Source organism: Johannesbaptistia floridana (assembly GCF_057440575.1).
This window is the reverse complement of sequence record NZ_JALKVM010000136.1, coordinates 1-19,777: the sequence shown is the minus strand read 5'-3', so window position 1 is coordinate 19,777 and position 19,777 is coordinate 1. Positions and strand designations below refer to the sequence as shown.

General features: G+C 37.7%; 13 protein-coding genes and 1 pseudogene. 10 read left to right on the top strand and 4 right to left on the bottom strand.

The features are described from left to right. Window positions 1-618: 618 nt before the first annotated feature. Both clpB and MW688_RS09515 read right to left on the bottom strand, forming a co-directional pair. A complete protein-coding gene (gene clpB / locus MW688_RS09520; protein WP_486735734.1) occupies window positions 619-3,276 on the bottom strand; it encodes an ATP-dependent chaperone ClpB in 2,658 nt (885 codons plus the stop codon). 76 nt (window positions 3,277-3,352) lie between these two features. Then, window positions 3,353-3,862 (bottom strand): 2TM domain-containing protein, encoded by a 510-nt coding sequence (locus MW688_RS09515; RefSeq protein WP_486735733.1) that lies wholly within the window; start codon window positions 3,860-3,862, stop codon window positions 3,353-3,355. 228 nt (window positions 3,863-4,090) lie between these two features. Between MW688_RS09515 and ahcY the strand changes: the two genes are divergently transcribed. The 3 genes from ahcY to MW688_RS09500 all read left to right on the top strand — a co-directional run bounded on the left by ahcY (window position 4,091) and on the right by MW688_RS09500 (window position 8,538). After that, the gene (ahcY, locus tag MW688_RS09510; protein WP_486735731.1) at window positions 4,091-5,368 is read left to right on the top strand and encodes an adenosylhomocysteinase; all 1,278 of its coding nucleotides are present in this window, start codon (window positions 4,091-4,093) and stop codon (window positions 5,366-5,368) included. Between the two features lie 117 nt (window positions 5,369-5,485). Further along, complete coding sequence (locus MW688_RS09505) at window positions 5,486-6,097, top strand: exopolysaccharide biosynthesis protein (protein WP_486735730.1); 612 nt, start codon at window positions 5,486-5,488, stop codon at window positions 6,095-6,097. After that, a complete protein-coding gene (locus MW688_RS09500; RefSeq protein WP_486735729.1) occupies window positions 6,094-8,538 on the top strand; it encodes a pentapeptide repeat-containing protein in 2,445 nt (814 codons plus the stop codon). The genes MW688_RS09505 and MW688_RS09500 overlap by 4 nt, the downstream gene beginning before the upstream one ends. 781 nt (window positions 8,539-9,319) lie before the next feature. On the opposite strand, the gene MW688_RS09495 is transcribed toward MW688_RS09500, so the two are convergent. Continuing rightward, the gene (locus MW688_RS09495) at window positions 9,320-10,981 is read right to left on the bottom strand and encodes a tetratricopeptide repeat protein (RefSeq protein WP_486735728.1); all 1,662 of its coding nucleotides are present in this window, start codon (window positions 10,979-10,981) and stop codon (window positions 9,320-9,322) included. An 810-nt stretch (window positions 10,982-11,791) separates the two neighbouring features. On the opposite strand from MW688_RS09495, the gene MW688_RS09490 reads away from it, so the two are divergent. The 3 genes and pseudogenes from MW688_RS09490 (at window position 11,792) to MW688_RS09480 (ending at window position 14,140) form a co-directional block, all read left to right on the top strand. Then, window positions 11,792-13,066, top strand: coding sequence for an ATP-grasp domain-containing protein (locus MW688_RS09490; protein WP_486735727.1), 1,275 nt, complete (start codon window positions 11,792-11,794; stop codon window positions 13,064-13,066). A 491-nt stretch (window positions 13,067-13,557) separates the two neighbouring features. Continuing rightward, a pseudogene (locus tag MW688_RS09485) lies at window positions 13,558-13,842 on the top strand (DUF2887 domain-containing protein); the annotation flags it as partial. Window positions 13,843-14,008: 166 nt separating this feature from the next. Then, window positions 14,009-14,140, top strand: a complete 132-nt coding sequence (locus tag MW688_RS09480; RefSeq protein ID WP_486735726.1) for a DUF2887 domain-containing protein — start codon at window positions 14,009-14,011, stop codon at window positions 14,138-14,140. 220 nt (window positions 14,141-14,360) lie between these two features. Here the strand turns inward: MW688_RS09480 and radA are convergent, their stop codons facing one another. Beyond that, on the bottom strand, window positions 14,361-15,875 hold the full coding sequence (gene radA, locus MW688_RS09475) for a DNA repair protein RadA (protein WP_486735725.1): 1,515 nt from the start codon (window positions 15,873-15,875) through the stop codon (window positions 14,361-14,363). Window positions 15,876-16,052: 177 nt separating this feature from the next. Here radA and rpaB point away from each other — a divergent pair, with 177 nt between their 5' ends. From rpaB to moeB, 4 genes are read left to right on the top strand one after another with little or no spacing between them, the layout of a single operon-like run. After that, entirely contained in the window at window positions 16,053-16,781 is a 729-nt protein-coding gene (gene rpaB / locus MW688_RS09470; RefSeq protein WP_486735724.1) for a response regulator transcription factor RpaB, read from the top strand. A gap of 23 nt (window positions 16,782-16,804) precedes the next feature. After that, window positions 16,805-17,452: a cofactor assembly of complex C subunit B gene (locus MW688_RS09465; RefSeq protein ID WP_486735723.1), complete on the top strand. Its 648-nt coding sequence runs from the start codon at window positions 16,805-16,807 to the stop codon at window positions 17,450-17,452. Next, a complete protein-coding gene (locus tag MW688_RS09460) occupies window positions 17,445-17,918 on the top strand; it encodes a M67 family metallopeptidase (RefSeq protein WP_486735722.1) in 474 nt (157 codons plus the stop codon). Before MW688_RS09465 ends, MW688_RS09460 begins: the two co-directional genes overlap by 8 nt. A 39-nt stretch (window positions 17,919-17,957) precedes the next feature. Further along, window positions 17,958-19,130 carry a molybdopterin-synthase adenylyltransferase MoeB gene (moeB, locus tag MW688_RS09455; protein ID WP_486735721.1) on the top strand — a complete coding sequence of 391 codons (1,173 nt, stop codon included), beginning with the start codon at window positions 17,958-17,960 and terminating at the stop codon, window positions 19,128-19,130. The last annotated feature ends 647 nt before the right edge of the window (window positions 19,131-19,777 follow it).

Sequence of the window (19,777 nt, the reverse complement as noted above, 5' to 3'; positions counted from 1 at the left end):
CTTCAGATGAATAAGGAAAGTAGTAGGGCTTTAGCCCATTCAAATATTTTGGACTAAAGTCCAACTACGAACCTAGGTTTTAATTGCGATCGCCTTCAGATGAATAAGGAAAGTAGTAGGGCTTTAGCCCATTCAAATATTTTGGACTCAAGTCCAACTACGAACCTCTGAATAAGGAAAGTAGTAGGGCTTTAGCCCATTCAAATATTTTGGACTAAAGTTTAACTACGAACCTCTGAATAAGGAAAGTAGTAGGGCTTTAGCCCATTCAAATATTTTGGACTAAAGTCCAACTACGAACCTAGGTTTTAATTGCGATCGCCTTCAGATGAATAAGGAAAGTAGTAGGGCTTTAGCCCATTCAAATATTTTGGACTAAAGTCCAACTACGAACCTAGGTTTTAATTGCGATCGCCTTCAGATGAATAAGGAAAGTAGTAGGGCTTTAGCCCATTCAAATATTTTGGACTCAAGTCCAACTACGAACCTAGGTTTTAATTGCGATCGCCTTCAGATGAATAAGGAAAGTAGTAGGGCTTTAGCCCATTCAAATATTTTGGACTAAAGTCCAACTACGAACCTAGGTTTTTAAAAGCAGTATATAAACTCTTGCCTTTTTTAATCTTCTTGGGAAGTAATTTTTTCAGAAATCGATACTGGACTTTTATGGGTAAACATCAGACTATCATCAAGAAAATCAACTACAATAGTATCGCCATTAGTAAAAGTATTTTCCAAGATTTTGGTAGCTAGAGGATTTTCTAACTCTCTTTGAATCGCTCTTTTTAGGGGGCGAGCGCCGTAAATTGGGTCATATCCGGCGGTAACTAGGTGGTCTTTGGCTTCTTCTGATAATTCTAAGGTTAATTGTTGTTCTGCTAGTAGTTTTTCAATTCTTGCTAACTGTAGAGTCACAATTTCCCGTAACTCTTCTTTGGTCAAGGTATGGAAGATAATTAAATCATCAATACGATTGAGAAATTCAGGGCGAAAATGTTTTCTTAAGGCAGAAATAGCTAGTTTACGCATTTGTTCATAATCTTGGTCATTACCAGCTAAATTGAGAATTTGCTCTCCACCAATATTACTAGTCATAACAATAATGGTGTTGCGAAAGTCAACTACTCTTCCTTGGGAATCGGTAATGCGTCCATCATCAAGCACCTGCAAAAGAATATTAAATACATCTCGATGGGCTTTTTCTACTTCGTCGAGTAAAACTACAGAATAGGGGCGACGACGCACTGCTTCAGATAGTTGCCCTCCTTCTTCGTAGCCTACGTAGCCTGGAGGTGCTCCTACTAGACGAGATACTGCATGTTTCTCCATGTACTCAGACATGTCTATTCTGACTATAGCTTCTTCTGAGTCGAAGAGAAACTGGGCGATCGCCCTGGCTAGTTCGGTTTTCCCTACCCCAGTTGGTCCCATAAACAAAAAAGAACCTATTGGTCGTCCGGGGTCTTTCATTCCGGCTCTAGCACGGCGTATTGCGGCAGATACAGCAGCTACAGCTTCTTTTTGTCCAATTACCCGTTCATGTAGATGTTGTTCTAATTCCAGCAGTTTTTGTCTTTCTGTGGCCAATAACCGATTTAGGGGTATTCCGGTCCATCTAGCTACTATTTCGGCGATATCTGCTTCTACTACTTCTTCTCTGAGTAAAGCTAAACCTTGGGATTGAATTTCTAACAACTGGGCTTCTTTACTTTCTCTTTCTCTTTGCAACCCTTCTAGTTTTCCATACTTGAGTTGAGCTGCTTTATTTAGATCATAAGCTCTTTCTGCCTGTTCTACTTGTACCCTTAGTTGATCTTCTGTTTCTTTGAGATTACTAATTGCTTCTAAGATTTGTTTTTCTCCCTGCCATTGGGAGGATAATTCTTGTTGTCTAGCTTCTAAGTCTGTTATTTCCTGTTCTATTTTTTCTAAACGTTCTTTTGAGGAGCGATCGCCTATTGCTATGAGACGTTTTTCTTCTCCTTCTATCGAAAGTTTTTCCATTTGCAACTGCATCAATCTTCTATCGATATCTTCTAACTCTACTGGTTTAGAAGTTATCTCCATTTTTAGTTGCGCTGCCGCTTCATCTATCAAGTCTATAGCTTTGTCTGGGAGGAAGCGGTCTGTTATGTAGCGATGGGATAAGCTGGCTGCTGCTACTAAAGCTGAATCGGTTATTTTCACTCCGTGGTGGACTTCGTAGCGCTCTTTTAATCCTCTTAGTATAGATATTGTATCTTCCACACTTGGCTGTTTTACATATACTTGTTGAAAGCGTCTTTCTAAAGCTGCATCTTTTTCGATATGTTTGCGATACTCATCTAGGGTAGTTGCACCGATACAGCGTAGTTCTCCTCTCGCTAACATTGGTTTTAGCAGGTTTCCTGCATCCATAGCCCCTTGAGTTGAACCAGCTCCTACTACTGTATGTAACTCATCTATAAATAGAACTATTTGCCCTTCTGATTGGGTTACTTCCTTAAGTACATTTCTTAAACGGTTTTCAAATTCCCCCCTATATTTCGACCCAGCAATTAAACTTCCCATATCCAGAGAAATTAACTGCCTATTTTTTAGCGATTCTGGTACATCTCCATTGATAATTCTTTGGGCTAAACCTTCGGCTATGGCTGTTTTTCCTACCCCTGGTTCTCCGATGAGCACTGGATTATTTTTAGAACGCCTTGATAGTACCTGAACAACTCTTCGTATTTCTTCTTCTCTCCCAATTACTGGGTCTAATTTTCCTGCTTTTGCCTGTTCTGTCAAATCGCGGCCATATTTTTTTAAAGCTTCGTATTGTTCTTCTTGATTTTTTTGAGTTACCTTTTGAGAACCTCTAACACTTTTGATATGGGATTCTAAATCTTGAGGGTCCAGGTTAAAACTGCGTAGTATGCGTTTACCAATTCGTTCATCTTCAGCAAAGCCTAATAGTAAATGTTCTACGGCAATATATTCATCTTGCCAACTTACTCGCGAGGCTTCTGCTCTATCTAACATGATATCTAGGCCCCGACCCAAGTATAATTGGGTGACGGTGGGGAACTTTCCTTGTTTTCTGGTAAAGGCTTCTAATTGTTGCTTAAGTCGGTCAGTTTCAATAGCCGCTTTTTCTAGTATGCTTTCCCATATTCCTGTTTTTTCTAACATTGCTAGAACTACGTGTTCTACTTCTAGATTTTGGTTTTTATAAGAGCGTGCTATATCTTGAGACCTAACAATTGCATCCCAAGCTTGTTCGGTAAATTTATTGGGGTCAGTAGGCTGCATTCTATGTATTAAATTGAAAAGTACAGTAAGTATTTATTTCCGTATCGAGTTCCGTATCAAAGATAGACTTCTATTATTATCCACTTGTGAGTATTTGCCAAGTTTTTTTAGTCCACTGCCAAAAATTTAGTAGAGATTGTTTCATTTCTTGTCTGACATACCATTTTTCAAATTCTTGTTCGTAGCTTTCTCCTTTTTCTTGAAAGGTCTTCCAGGTTTTTAGAGATATAGCAGTTCCCCAAATCAATAGTATATACCATGACCAAGATAGAGTTCCCGCGCTGAGTAAGTTAATGATTATCAAGAAAGCATTGACAATAACATATTTTGCTACACTTTGTCTTAGTTGTTCCCGACGATAGAGATTAAACTCTTGTTTTTTGATATTTATTTTTTTTTTATTTAACCACTCTTCTTCGGCTGCTTCTAGATAATCTGGTGATATTTCTAATTCTGCGGCAATTTCCCAAAGTTGACTGCGGGATAATTCTTCTTGTTCTCCTTTTCGAGCTAGTGCTATTTGCAAAATTTGTTGAACTTCCTCTGGTTGATAGAATTTTTCCTGATACACTTCTGATGTTGTCATAATTTTAATAATTTCGATAAAATCTACAAGTTATTCTACTTTTATTGTAATTATTATTTCCCTGATTTAGACAGTGATTTAGATACTATAACAATTACTAAGAAGCGTGAGGTATATTTTCCTTTCACACATCCCCTTTTACCTTGACCAGGAAAAAAATAGTTAACATAATTATAAAAAAATGTTAAGCTGATTGAGATGAACAATTAAGATTAAGGAAAAAACTGGATGACAGCAGTTAATGCAAAACCCAAATATGATATAAAAGATATCTCTTTAGCCCCACAAGGAAAACAAAGGATTGAATGGGCAGGCAGAGAAATGCCTGTACTTAGACAAATTCAAGAACGTTTTGCTCAAGAAAAACCTTTAGCAGGAATTCGTTTAATAGCTTGTTGCCACGTAACTACAGAAACAGCTCATTTAGCGATCGCTCTTAAAGCAGCAGGCGCTGATGCAGTTTTAATTGCTAGTAACCCTCTTTCTACACAGGATGATGTAGCTGCTTCTCTAGTACAAGACTATGGTATCCCAGTATATGCAATCAAAGGGGAAGATAATGCTACTTATCACCGTCATGTACAAACTGCTTTAGATCATCGTCCCAATATTATCATAGATGACGGTGGAGACGTTACCGCTACCTTAATTCAAGAAAGAAAAGACCAAATCAAAGAGATTATTGGTACAACTGAAGAAACTACCACTGGAATTGTCCGTCTAGTGGCTATGTTAAAAGAAGGTGTCCTAAGCTTCCCTGCAATGAATGTAAATGATGCAGATACCAAACACTTCTTCGATAATCGCTATGGAACTGGTCAATCTACTTTAGATGGTATCTTTAGAGCTACAAATATACTTATTGCAGGTAAAAGCTTTGTAGTAGCGGGATACGGATGGTGTGGTAAGGGCGTAGCGATGCGTGCTCGTGGTCTAGGTGCTAACGTCATAGTAACAGAAATTGATCCCGTGAGAGCGATAGAAGCTGCTATGGATGGATTCAAAGTAACTACTATGGATAAAGCTGCGGCAGTAGGGGATATATTTGTAACTGTCACTGGAAACAAGCACGTAATTCGCCCAGAACATTTTGAGGTAATGAAAGACGGCGCTATTGTGGCTAATGCTGGACACTTTGATATCGAAATTGACCTCAAATCCTTAGGAGAAAAAGCCACAGAAGTTAAAGAGGTACGTAACTTCACTCAAAAATACACTCTACCCAATGGTAAATCCATTGTTGTACTCGGTGAAGGACGTCTGATTAACCTAGCAGCAGCAGAAGGACATCCTAGCGCTGTAATGGATATGAGTTTCGCTAACCAAGCTTTAGCCTGTGAATATCTAGTTACTAACAAAGGTAAACTAGAACCAAATGTTTACTCAATTCCTACAGAAATAGACAGAGAAATTGCTCGTTTAAAATTACAAGCAATGGGAATTGAAATTGATACTCTAACCCCAGAACAAGAAGAGTACATCAATTCTTGGACCTCTGGAACCTAAACTACTTTTTAAAGACAAAAAATAATTAGTAAAGTGAGAGAATTTTCCAGAAACTATCCCAAGTTTTCTGAAATTTTCTCTCTTTTTTAGTAGGCGAGAATTGTAGAAATAGTAATTATGTCTAAACTGTCTGTAGAATTAGAACGTTATTTTTTCCAAGAAGAGAGAAATCCACAAGTATTTTTATTAGATTTACTCAAACTTGCAGAAGAAAGAATATTTGGCTTTTTATTTGTTATTCTGGCTTTGCCATCGGCTTTACCAATACCAGCGCCGGGATATTCAATTCCCTTTGGAGTGTTAATGTTGTTGTTAGCAGTACAGTTAATAGTGGGAAGACAATCTCCCTGGTTACCCCAAAAAATGCTGAAAGCTTCAGTGAAATTAAACACCGCCCAAGGATTTGTGAAAGCAGGATTACCATGGTTAAGAAGGATTGAAACTCTAACTCGTCCGAGAATGAGTTATATATGTCAAAGTATACCAGGAAAAATAGTAATTGGCATGGCGATCGCTCTTATGTCAATTTTTATGATGATTCCCATTCCCGGCACTAATACTCTTCCGGCTATGGGTATTTTTATCACCGCTTTTGGACTTCAAGAAGATGATGGCTTTATCAGCTTAGGAGGCTTAGTAGTTTGTTTAATAGCCGCTGTAGTGGTAGTCGGTATCATGGTAACAGGTATTAGTCTTTTAGATTCTCTCAAAAATCTAATTCAAAATTGATTGTCAATAAATTTATTGGTACAGAAAATCTTGATACTCCTGGAAGTCAAACAGAAAAGCTAGTATGGCAATCTGTACAACAAGCTTTCAGGGGTAGAGACTGTATCGCTTACTGGCGTTACCCAATTTTTAATAACCGGGGTAAATCTCGCCAAGAACCAGATATTCTGATTGCTGATTTCACCCTAGGCTTAATAGTAATTGAAGTAAAAGGGATTAGAATGGAGCAAATCGAGAGTATTAATGGTCATTGGTGGCAATATCAAAACTTCTATACCTCTCAAGGTAATCCCTATCAACAGGCAGAAACCCAACTATTTTCCCTACTTGAATATATTGCTGTAGAACCAAGTTTATTAAATAGAGTAGCTGGTAGAGTAGTAGTAGCTTTGCCTTTGATTACTCAGCAACAATGGCAAGAACGAGGTTTTTCTCAACTCCCCAGTAATCCACCAATTCTGTTCCAAGAACAATTTTCAAAATCTAGTTTACTTCTTGAACATCTTCAAGCAACTCCCCCAGTAATTAAGGGTGGAGAACTAGAAAAACCCCAATGGCAGTTACTATTATCTATTCTCACGGGAAGTTCTCTACTCACTCAATCCAAACATCGAGTTTTAAGTGATAATCATAGTCGTGGTCAGATTCTTGAGAAAGTGCGATCGCATATCTCCTCCCTGGATGCACAACAGTTAAAAATTGCCCAACAAATACCCCCAGGACCTCAAAGGATTCGTGGGGTAGCAGGTTCGGGTAAAACTGTTATTCTCTGTCAAAAAGCTGTTTTAATGCACCTACAACATCCTGATTGGCACATTGCTCTAGTTTTCTTCACTAGAAGCTTATATAGCCAGTTAGTTAGTCAAGTAGATAATTGGTTACGCTATTACAGTCAAAATAAACAATCCTATTCTCCTGAATCTTGTTTATATATCCTACCTGCTTGGGGAAGTAAACAACAACAGGGACTCTATAGCCTCCTCTGTAAACAAGCAAAAGTAGAGAAACTCACCGTAACCGAAACCCAAAACCAACCCCCCCAAGAATCCCTAGCCGAAGCCTGTATTCAACTATTAAAACAGGCAGGGATACCCCAAATTTTTGATGCTATTCTCATTGACGAAGCCCAAGATTTAGTCTCACAAAATTGGCATTATCAAGATAAACAACCATTTTTTTGGCTGGCTTATCAAGCTTTGCGTCCAGCTAATCCTCTTCATCCAGAACAACGGCGCTTAATTTGGGCCTATGATGAATTACAAAGTCTTGGTGGTCTCTGTATTCCTACGGCTAGTGAATTATTGGGAGAAGACTTAGGACATTTGGTTACAGGAGAATACCCAGGAGGCATCAAGAAAACCGAGGTTATGTCTTGTTCTTATCGTACTCCAAACCCTGTACTTAACTTTGCCTATGGAATAGGTATGGGTTTATATCGTCAAAAGGGGATGTTAACAGGAATGACAACCAAAGAAGAATGGGAGGCGATTGGTTATCACATCAAGGGAGATTTAATTCCCTCAGCTTCCATAACTCTAATTCGCGAAAATTCTCCCCATCCCCTACCGCGATTGTGGAATAAGTCTTTAATAGAATTTCAAACCTACGAAACCCGAAGACAGGAGTTATTAGCGTTAACGGAAAAGCTCATATATAATTTGAGAGTTGAGGGTTTACGTCCTAGTAAAGAGATTTTGGTAATTGTTTTAGGAGATTTTTTTACCTCTAATCGTTTAGAAACATACATAGCTAATTTTTTAATAAAACAGGGTCTAGATATTTATTTACCCGCTGCACCAGATTGTAACTGTATAGAAAAAGATAATCAAGGTAAATATGCCCACAGATTTTGGTATGAAGGTGCAATTACTATTTCTCGCATTCATCGCGCCAAAGGACAAGAAGCTGATTTAGTTTATTTAGTAGGTTTAGATAATATTGCCCAGGCTGAAAGTGATTTACGATTAAGAAATCAATTATTTGTAGCGATAACTAGAACTAGAGGTTGGGTTAATCTCAGTGGAGTAAATCTTGATGGTTCACCGTTTTATCAAGAAATTAGACAGTTATTAAAATCTCCTGATTCTTTGACTATTACTTTTTATCCTCCCAAGAAGAGAAAATTAATTATTACTGATGCCCAAGAGTTATTAACCAGATATGCTTTAGGAGAGAGAAATTTTCGTAATGCCAATCTTGTGGGAGCTAATTTAGCTGGTATTTGTTTACAAAAAGCTAATTTAATTGGTGCTAATTTGAGTGGTGCTAATTTGAGTGGTGCTAATTTGATTGGTGTTAATTTAACTTTAGCTGATTTAACTAGAGCTAACTTAAGTGGTGCTAATCTCAAGGGTGCTAAACTATTTGGTACTAATTTAGAGCAAACTAATTTAACTAATGTGGATTTAACTGGAGTAGATATTGATGTGTTGTGTAACTAATTAAACAGATAAGCTTGTAAATACTAAATAATTAGTATCTAAGTTTGTAGTAGGGCTTTAGCCCTATCATATCAAGTAGCCTGTAGGTTGGGCCCTTGGTAACGAAACCCAACAATCTAAGTTTGTAGTAGGGCTTTAGCCCTATCAATCTGAGGGAGTAACCATAAGGTTAAATCGCTTGGCACCTTACAATCTTTAAAGACTAAAGTCCAACTACGAACCTCCTTTTTAATTGGGGTATATAAACCAGATGCGAGTATTATATCAGAAGGGAGTTTCTGAATACGAGATGATTAACTACATAGGATATTTGATATTTTGTTCAGGGATATAGTTTTATATTATATAGTGTAGGTTAGGCCCTTGGTAACGAAACCTAACCATCTAAGTTTGTAGTAGGGCTTTAGCCCTATCATATCAAGTCCGTTTAATTAGTTATCATTTAGGATATTGATGCAAATATTTAAAAACCTTCTTTCTCCCGGAGCTATTTTAATCATCAGTATATAAGCGGACATGATGTTAAGGGCTCTTTTGGCGATCGCCCTTCCTTCGGCACTTGGCAATTACCTAAACTACAACTATTAAATTAATCGTGTTATACTACAATAGGTGCGAGTTCCCCCATAAGACTATCCTAACTGAATTAGTAGATAATTGTCAAGGAAGAAACTAATAATTTATAGGTTGGGTTAAAGGTCGTGCAATCCAACAAGCAAAGTGGACGGTAATAAAATTAATGTTGGGTTTCGTGACAAGGGCCCAACCTACAACCTAGGAACTATTGAGATGATTGTTTAATTCTGATAATTTCTTGATAAATCTCCTCAGATACCATTGCTTTTAGTTCTTCTTCCGGTAATTGAAGCAAAAATTTCAGCATCATTTCTTGATAATTATTAATCATAGTTTGAGCATTAGGATGATTTTCTCCTAAGGTTTCTGTCGCAATGGCTATAGCTCTTTGATAAAGAGGTTCTGCCGATTGATAAAGTCCTTGCCCTAGGTAAAAACGCCCTAATCCCACATAAGGCCAGATTAAATTCTCCTCTTCTATATTTTCCCCTAGTTCCTCTGGTACTATTTCTAAATGGGGTATCCAAGAACTAATTGCTTTTATCTGCTCTTGAGTGGAGGTATAGGGGATTTCTTTAGCTAAACTTATCATCAATTGACAGTACCTTTCTTTAGCAGTCACCGCTAATGGAGATGCTTCTAATTTATCTCTCAAATACTGACGAATCAGAGTATGTATTTGATAGTTCGATTCTCCCTGGTCTTCCAGTAGACTGAAGTTTACTAAATAGTCTTCTACTATTTCCTCTAATTCATCTTCATCTTCTATTTCACTGATTCCTTGAATCAAATTATCAGGAATTGGTGCTAGGGCAAACAGACTTAGATATCTTCCCAGGTTTTGGGCTGTTTCTGGTAATTCTGACCATGTAATCTCAAAGGCTGCTTTTACTCCTTTGGTTGCGGTCATTTCTATACTAGTTTCCTCTAGGAATTTAGCATTGAGTGGTTCTGCTTGTAAGCGCTGGCGCATTTTCTCTATAGTCCACTTATTTCGACGTTTGAGGAATTTGGCCACTAATTCTAATCCCAGGGGTAAGTAACCCAGGTCTTCACAGAGGGCTTTAGCTGCTTCTAGTTGACTATTTACCCTGTCTTCACCAATAAAAGATTTAATTAATTCTAATGCTGGTTGTTCTTCTAATACTTCTAATGCTACTACTCGCAGATTATCTGCCAGTCTTTGCACTCTGGTGGTGATAATTACTTTGAAACGCTTATCTTGAGGGGGTAAAAAGTTGTGAATCTGTTGATAATCTCGCACATCATCAAAGATAATTAGAGTATCTCCTGAGGGCCATTTATGCCAACAGAGTTGGATTCTTTCTGTTTCTTCTCCTTCATCGGGGATGGGAATTTGTAGATAGTTTTTGGCGAAGTTGAGTATCTGTGTAGCTAAATTACCTGTATCGGCGATATTCAGCCAACAAATACCGCCTGTATAAATATTCTGAAGTGTTCTTTCTTTTGCGGCTAGGGCATATTGTAGGGCTAGTTCGGTTTTACCAATACCTCCCATACCTGTGACGGTAGTGATGGCTATTCGGGTGGCGGTTTGTAATTCTGTGTCTAGTTGTGACCAGGCTTGTTGTCTCCCAACAAATTTGGGTACACCGCTTTTAGGTAAGTTATGAATTATTTTTGTGAAGATAATTTCTTCAGTTTTTGAAGCTTTCTCTATCTTTTCTAAACTAATCCCTCTTGAGTCAGATGATTCAGCTAACTTTAATAAAGCAATTGCTCTTTCTGTTTGGGGTTTGTCTGAAGATGGTAAGAGTTCTACAGGGGCATTTAAAATATAAATTAAACGGTTAAACTGCGGTGGAGTTAGTTTCTCTAGGTTTTTTAATAGCTCTGATTTATCCATAATTATTTTATTTACTATAGTTGACTTTTTTTGGCAGGACTTCGTGAAGCCCCAATCCGAAATATTTAGTATAAATACATATATAAATGTGTTTTGTTTCTTATAACCTAATTTTAAGATAAGCGATCGCCTGATAGATAGATAATTTGTAACTAATTAAACAGATAAGCTTCTGAATACGATATAATTAGCGGTGCGTTACACTTCGTACTTCGCACCCTACAAACTCCAAGCCCAAATATTTAGTATAAATATATATATAAATGTGTTTTGTTTTTTCTAGCCTAATTTTAAGATAAGCGATCGCCTGATAGATAGATAATTTGTAACTAATTAAACAGATAAGCTTCTGAATACGATATAATTAGCGGTGCGTTACACTTCGTACTTCGCACCCTACAAACTCCAAGCCCAAATATTTAGTATAAATATATATATAAATGTGTTTTGTTTTTTCTAGCCTAATTTTAAGATAAGCGATCGCCTGATAGATAGATAATTTGTAACTAATTAAACAGATAAGCTTCTAAATACGAGATAATTAGCGGTGCGTTACACGAATATTAACGCACCCTACAAACTCTGCCCTCTGCCTCGGTGCCTCGGTGCCTCCTGCCTCAACACGACCACCCTTCTCACCAGTATGAGAATTGCTATATAATGTGCTAGTCTAAATGGCAATTTAAGAAACAATCGATACTTAACTAAATGTGTATAGCTTTTACAATATAATTACTTTTGACCAAGAATAGCTAAATTTAAAGAATTTTGGCAACTTATTTTCAAACTCAATTACCAAGAAACAATCAAATGACACAAACAGAAACATATAAATATTTTACCTCCGGCTCTTTTTCTAACTTATTTGCCGAAGATATTACTGATGGCCGTTATGGATTTATACTCAATTATCCAGCTACAGCCAGTTGGGCTATTTATCCCAATAATAAACGTTATTTTATCCAAGATGGCAGTGAAGAAGGTACCAAAGTATCCTATGATAAACTATGTCAACAAGAACCTTGGAAAAATTTAGCAGTCTTAGGAGATGGTTTAACCGGAATCATCTTTAAATCTCCTGGGAAAGTATTAATTAGTTACTGGCAAGAACAGTTTGGCTATAAATATGATCAAATAGAATTGCTAGAAAGAAAAATTTATCTAGATTATCTCAATAAAAGTCAACAATACGATAAGATAGTAACTTTATTTCCCTTTGATTCTTTACTATTTGAAAAACACGCGGTTAATCCTGATGCTCATTATCATCTGTTGAGTAAACTTAGTTTAAAAGAAACAGGAGTAAGATGTCCTGATTATCAAATCTATAATTTACATCAAACACCCTTAGATGAGATAAAATTTAGCGATAAATTTCCCTATTTAGTTAAAGTTTCTCATGGACTTTCTGGGGAAGGTACTTATATTATTAAATCTCCTAGTGATTTAGAATATTGTAGACGGGAATTAACGAAATATTATTATGCTAATTTATTAAATGATATTATTGTTTCCGATTTTGTTCCTAATGAGGTACAAAATTACTGTGTACAATTTTATGTGAGTAAAACAGGTAAAATCACCCTAATTGGTGCTACTGGTCAAATGGTAACTGCTGATGGTAAGTTTTTGGGAGGTCTTATTCACTATCAAGAAATTGATATGAATAAGTTTTTGCCAATAATTACTAAAGTAGCAAGTTTTGCCAATCAGCAGGGGTATTTTGGTGTAATTGGTTGTGATGTGTTAGAAGATAGAGATGGTGAATTTCATGTTATTGATATTAATTATCGCGTGAATGGTTCTACTCCTCTATGTCTGCAACGCCATCGATTGCTAGAAGTAAATAAAGAAGTGGCGAAATATTCTGTAGATTATAGTATGGATGGGACTATCGATGAAATTTTGGTAACCCTTAAACCAGAATTAGACCGCCGCGATTTTATTATCTTATCAGCCTTAGAAAAAGTAAAATATGGGAAAATTTATACAGATATCTATGGAATTGTTACGGGAGAAGATACTAAAGAAATGTTGTTAATTGAAGAAAATTTAGCTAAAAAAGGTCTAAAGTTAGCAGGTTAAATTTTTATAAGATAGCATAAGGCTTGTTGTCAAATATTGCATCAAAACCCACTCATTTACTGGTGAGGGAGCACCAAAGCAGAGAGAAATAGGCGTTCATTCCCTTAATGTAGGGGCGCTCATACTTGCGCCCCTCACATCTTCCACCAGTACTTATGTACCAAATTATTGTGGTCATCCGTTCATTTCTCTTTCGCCTAAGAAAAGTAGCAAAGGTCAACCAATTTTTAAGCGCGATCGCATTAATTCTTTAACTCATTACTCATTACTCATTACTCATTACTCATTACTCATTACTCAACCCCCACCAGTAACATTAGGTAAAGATGCAAGATCTGAGGTCCCTGAAGGCGTGACAACTTTTGTTGAATCGGTTAGCAGAATGTAGGGTGCGTTAACCTGCGTGTAACGCACCGTTAATTATCTCAAATCAGAGTAATTGTGGCATAATGAGATTATTTAAGACTAAACAAATTATTACTCAATTCAGAATGAAAACTGATAGCCTATTTTATCAAATTTTCCTAAATTTTCCGGTCACTTTTTTTGAATTGCTGGGATTACCGCCTACAGAAACATAAAACTATCAATTCACCTCAAGAGAAGTAAAACAACTATCTTTCAGATTAGATGGCTTATTTTATCCCAATATTTCCTCTCCACAAAAACCATTTTATTTAGTGGAGGTACAATTTCAACCAGACTCAGACTTATACTACCGCATTTTTGCCGAATTATGTTTATTTATCCGACAATATAAACCTGTTTCACCTTGGGCTCATATCTTCCACCAGAACTTATGTACTAATTTTTTAGGAAAAATGTTCTTTATGGTTAATTCTCTATAATCTTTGTCTCCTAGAGGTTTAACATCAATTCTCTTACTCATTACTCCTTACTCCTTACTCATTACTCAACCCCAACCAGTAGCTTTTGCTAAAGGTGGAAGATCTGATTTGGGCGCTGGTGGTTATTTATCCTAGTCGTAGTATAGAGAAAAAGGTGAGAGGGCAATTTGATGATTTTCTTGCCCTGAATCGCGTCACAATTATCTATATCGATGAAAAACTGTAGGGTGCGTTAACTCAGATCTTGCATCTTTACCCAAAGTTACTGGTTGTGGTTGAGTTTTGAAGTCTTGAAGTCTTGAAGTAATGAGTAAGAGAATTAATGAGATCGCGCTTAAAAATTGATTCTCCCTTGTCGGCCAATTTCTGTACTTTTGTTCTGGTGCAAGATATGAGTTAACGCAGTGTAACGCACCGTTAATTATATCAAGATTTGGTATGAAATCCTATTCTTCTTCCCCTGGAAATTCTCCCTGGAAGGTACCCATTCTTTGAGGTTGACTAGGAATAGCAAGCATAATAGCATCAATAACTTTGCTGACAGTGATAATTTCTAAACCCAAATCATCGGCAAAAGATTGTCCCTTGGGCACTATAGCGCGTTTAAAACCAAGTTTAGCAGCTTCTTTGAGTCTTAACTCCATTTGAGAAACTAAACGCACTTGACCCCCTAAACCAACCTCTCCAATCAGAACAGTACGAGGGTCAACAATGCGATCGCGAAAAGAGGCAACTACAGCAATAGCAATACCCAAATCCGCCGCCGGTTCTTCTACCCCCAATCCTCCAGCAGAAGCCACATAGGAATCTAATTTAGATAGGGGAATACCCACTCTTTTTTCTAAAACTGCTAAAATCTGCAAAAGGCGATTATAATCTACTCCAGTAGTAGAACGACGTGGAGAACTATAACTAGTAGGACTAACTAAAGCTTGTAACTCCACCACAATTGGCCGGGTACCTTCACAGGCTACCACCGTAGAAGTTCCCGTTACACTTTCTTCTCGATTGCCTAAAAATAACTCAGAAGGATTGAGTACTTCTCGTAAACCCTGGTCTGCCATTTCAAATATACCAATTTCGTGGGTAGCACCGAAACGATTTTTAACAGACCGCAGGAGACGGTGAGAAGCATAGCGATCTCCCTCAAAATATAGTACCGTATCTACTAAATGTTCTAATACTCTCGGTCCGGCGATCGCACCTTCTTTCGTTACATGACCTACAATAAACAAAGTTATATTTTCCCTCTTAGCCACCTGCATCAAGGCAGAAGTACATTCTCTTACTTGTGCCACAGAACCAGGTGCCGAAGTCAAAGAAGCAAAATAGAGAGTTTGAATACTATCAATCACAGCTAATTGAGGTTTCAGAGACTCTAACTCCCGTAAAATCTCCTCTAAATCAGTTTCAGCCATCACATAGAGGTTAGGCTGAGAACTAGGTTTTTTATGCTTTTCATCCCCATTATTTCCGGTTTTGTTATCTGTTTCTGCTACTCCAACTCCCAGACGAGAGGCACGTAATTTAACCTGTTGTCCAGATTCTTCCGCAGAAACATAGAGAATTCTGGGTAACCTCAAAGCTAACTGATTAGCTGTTTGTAACAATAGAGTAGACTTACCAATTCCCGGATCTCCACCAATCAAAACCAAAGACCCCGGCACCACCCCTCCTCCTAAAACCCTGTCTAACTCAGCATAACCAGAAACGAACCTTTCTTGGGCTTGAGTAGTAATTTCACTAAAAAGTACTGACATTCTTGGTTGAGCTGGAGATACAGCTTTGCGAGAGTTACTGCCTGCGGTTTGCCATCCTCCTCGACTCACTACAGAATTATTAGTGTTAATGATTTGTTCTTCGAGACTACCATAAACATCACAATAGGGGCATTTACCGAACCACTGGGGAGATTCAGCACCGCATTCACTACAAACATAAACTGTACGATTTTTAGGCATAAACAAAAAGTTAACTGAATTTGATAAAATACAAATCTTAAAAAAATCCTTGATTTCTCTATTAGATAGCTTATATGCCTCTTAATAGAGAGAGAATAATAAAAAGATATTTTCGTCAAAAGCGACCTTTGATATCTAGTTAAAAGATCACCAAATGTTAAACAAGGAGTAGGAATTTTGGACACTTACAAAGAAAAAGTTTTAGTTGTTGATGATGAGGCGAGTATTCGCCGTATATTAGAAACTCGCTTATCAATGATTGGCTATGAAGTAGTCACTGCCGCAGATGGAGAAGAGGCTTTGGATGTTTTTCATAATACTTGTCCTGATTTAGTGGTTTTAGATGTGATGATGCCCAAACTTGACGGTTATGGTGTTTGTCAAGAACTACGCAAAGAATCAGACATTCCCATCATTATGTTAACCGCTTTAGGGGACGTAGCTGATCGCATTACCGGGTTAGAATTAGGTGCTGATGATTATGTAGTCAAACCCTTTTCTCCGAAAGAATTAGAAGCAAGAATTCGCTCAGTTTTGAGACGAGTTGATAAAGATGGTAACCCAGGTATCCCTAGTTCTGGAGTTTTACAAATAAGTTCAATTCGCATTGATACTAACAAAAGACAAGTTTACAAAGGAGATGAACGCATCCGTCTCACGGGTATGGAATTTAGCTTGTTAGAATTGTTAGTCAGTAAATCAGGAGAACCATTTTCTCGGTCAGAAATCCTCCAAGAAGTATGGGGATATACACCAGAACGTCATGTAGATACCCGAGTAGTTGATGTACATATATCTAGACTTAGAGCTAAGCTAGAAGATGATCCTAGTAACCCAGAATTAATTCTCACTGCTAGAGGGACTGGTTACCTATTTCAAAGAATAATGGAACCAGGAGAAGAATGATAGTTATTAAGTAGCATTTAAACATGGCTAAACCCGATCAAAATTATGTTCTGAGATCACTTCCCCTAATTGGGGGCAGTTTGGGTGGTATTTTACTCCTGCTTAACCGCTTAAGTAGTGTAGATAGTTTGAGTAACTCCCAGACTCGTTCTGATGTAGTTGGTATCATATTGAGCGCCTTACTAATTTTAGTGGGATTACTATGGCAACAAATTCAACCTCGTAATCCAGAGGCGGTAACCTTAATCGGTGAAGAAGGGTTTGAATTAGACTCTGATTTACCAGATACAGTTAAAACAGAATTAGCCTGGGCAACTCATCTAATCTTAACTAATACAGCAACCCGTTCTCTGGTGATTTATCATCAAAAAAAGGTATTGTTAAGAAGGGGCATTCTGGGGCCAAAAAATACTGTTACTCCAGGACCAATTATCAATCGCTGTCTAACTACACAAAAGCCAGTTTATCTAGTTTCTCTGAAACTCTACCCGGGAAGCATCGAATTTGATTATTTACCGGAGAATACCCAAGGAGTGATTTGTCAACCCTTAGGAGAGTCAGGAGTAATGATTCTCGGCGCCAACGCACCACGCAGCTATACTAAGCAAGATGAAAATTGGATCGCTGGTATTAGTGCCAAATTAGCAACAACTTTAGCTAGAGATGATTGAAATCTTAAATTCACAAATTAAACAGATAGAAACTCACGCAGTCAAGACTTATCCTGAAGAATGTTGCGGCTTACTTTTGGGAGAAAATACTCCTGAAAAAAAATTGGTTAAGCAAGTTTGGCCTACTGATAACAGTTGGGATAGTGAAATATATGCAGATATTCCAGCCTTTAGGGGAAAAAATGCTAGTAAGCGGAATCGTTTTAGTATTTCTTCATTAGATATATTAGAAGTCCAAAAACAAGCCAGAAGCAAAAATTGGAATATTATCGGTATTTATCATTCTCATCCCGATAGTCTGCCCATTCCCTCAGAATTTGATCGGGCGATCGCCCACCACTGTTATTCATATTTAATTATTTCTTTAGCATCAGCAGCAACTCTAGCTATTCGTAGTTGGCTGTTAGATGATCACAATCAATGGCTAGAAGAAAACATGATAATAACCACAGTAAAAAAACTATAATAGTATATTTGCAGATATTGCAATTAATAGAAAGGTGCAATGCTTAACCCTAACTTAGAAACGATTAAACTAACCAAAGACGAATACGAACGTTACTCTCGTCATATCATCTTGCCAGAAGTAGGTTTAGATGGCCAAAAACGCCTAAAAAGCGCTAGTGTTGTTTGTATTGGTACAGGGGGTTTAGGTTCTCCCCTAATCATGTACCTAGCAGCAGCAGGAATTGGCAGAATCGGAATTGTTGATTTTGATGTAGTGGATAGTTCTAATCTACAGCGTCAAATAATTCATGGAACTTCTTGGGTAGGAAAACCCAAAATCGAATCAGCAAAACAACGTATTCTAGAAATTAATCCTAGTTGTCAAGTAGATTTATACGAAACTCGTTTAACCTCAGAAAATGCCCTAGACATTCTCAAAGACTATGATGTGGTTATAGACGGAACTGATAATTTCCCTACCCGTTACTTGACTAATGATGCCTGTGTGTTGTTAAATAAACCTAATGTTTATGGTTCTATTTTCCGCTTTGAAGGACAAGCAACAGTTTTTAACTACCAAGATGGCCCCAATTATCGTGATTTATTCCCAGAACCACCACCACCAGGAATGGTCCCCTCCTGCGCCGAAGGTGGCGTTTTAGGGGTTCTTTGTGGGGTAATTGGCTCTATTCAAGCCACAGAAACAATAAAAGTTATTCTGGGTCTAGATAATACCCTCAGTGGCCGTTTATTACTCTACAATGCCTTAGATATGAGTTTTAGACAACTCAAACTCCGTCCTAACCCAGAACGTCCAGTAATTGAAAAACTAATTGATTACGAACAATTCTGTGGTATTCCTCAAGCTAAAGATGCAGAAGCTAAACAAAAACAAGACATGGAAGAAATTACTGTAAAACAACTAAAAGACTTAATTGATAGCGGCGCTAAAGATTTTGTGCTTGTAGATGTACGCAATCCTAATGAGTACGAAATCGCCAATATTCCTGGTTCTGTACTGATTCCTCTTTCAGAAATTGAACAGGGTCCCGGCATTGACAAGGTTAAAGATCTCGCTAATGGTCAAGATCTAATTGTACATTGTAAAATGGGCGGCCGTTCCGCTAAGGCTATATCTATGCTTAGTGAAGCTGGTGTAAAAGGTAAAAACCTAGTGGGAGGAATTAATGCTTGGAGTAAAGAAATAGACCCCAATGTACCTCAATACTAAAATTATAGCCGGAAAGCCCCCCTTTTTAAGGGGGGAAGGGGGGATCATAAATATAAATATGGTTAACCCTAACTACTTCTATAAATAAGCTTTTCTGTGAAAAAGAGCGATCGCATCAGATAAGATCCCCCTCAATCCCCCTTACCTAGGGGGACTTCTTTCATAAAACTAATTGTAATTCAGACAAGACTAAGGGCGATCGCATCAGATAAGATCCCCCTCAATCCCCCTTACCTAGGGGGAATTCTTTGATAACAATAATTGTAATTCAGACAAGACTAAGGGCGATCGCATCAGATAAGATCCCCCTCAATCCCCCTTACCTAGGGGGAATTCTTTGATAACAATAATTGTAATTCAGACAAGACTAAGGGCGATCGCATCAGATAAGATCCCCCTCTATCCCCCTTACCAAGGGGGACTTCTTTCATAAAACTAATTGTAATTCAGAGAAAACTAAGGGCGATCGCATCAGATAAGATCCCCCTCTATCCCCCTTACCCAGGGGGACTTCTTTCATAAAACTAATTGTAATTCAGAGAAAACTAAGGGCGATCGCATCAGATAAGATCCCCCTCTATCCCCCTTACCCAGGGGGACTTCTTTCATAAAACTAATTGTAATTCAGAGAAAACTAAGGGCGATCG

Bases quoted from the DNA above. Each gene is read 5' to 3' on its own strand.
- MW688_RS09495 (WP_486735728.1), bottom strand. From the start codon at position 10,981: ATGGATAAATCAGAGCTATTAAAAAACCTAGAGAAACTAACTCCACCG.
- radA (WP_486735725.1), bottom strand. From the start codon at position 15,875: ATGCCTAAAAATCGTACAGTTTATGTTTGTAGTGAATGCGGTGCTGAA.
- MW688_RS09465 (WP_486735723.1), top strand. From the start codon at position 16,805: ATGGCTAAACCCGATCAAAATTATGTTCTGAGATCACTTCCCCTAATT.
- ahcY (WP_486735731.1), top strand. From the start codon at position 4,091: ATGACAGCAGTTAATGCAAAACCCAAATATGATATAAAAGATATCTCT.
- MW688_RS09515 (WP_486735733.1), bottom strand. From the start codon at position 3,862: ATGACAACATCAGAAGTGTATCAGGAAAAATTCTATCAACCAGAGGAA.
- moeB (WP_486735721.1), top strand. From the start codon at position 17,958: ATGCTTAACCCTAACTTAGAAACGATTAAACTAACCAAAGACGAATAC.
- MW688_RS09460 (WP_486735722.1), top strand. From the start codon at position 17,445: ATGATTGAAATCTTAAATTCACAAATTAAACAGATAGAAACTCACGCA.
- MW688_RS09490 (WP_486735727.1), top strand. From the start codon at position 11,792: ATGACACAAACAGAAACATATAAATATTTTACCTCCGGCTCTTTTTCT.
- clpB (WP_486735734.1), bottom strand. From the start codon at position 3,276: ATGCAGCCTACTGACCCCAATAAATTTACCGAACAAGCTTGGGATGCA.
- MW688_RS09505 (WP_486735730.1), top strand. From the start codon at position 5,486: ATGTCTAAACTGTCTGTAGAATTAGAACGTTATTTTTTCCAAGAAGAG.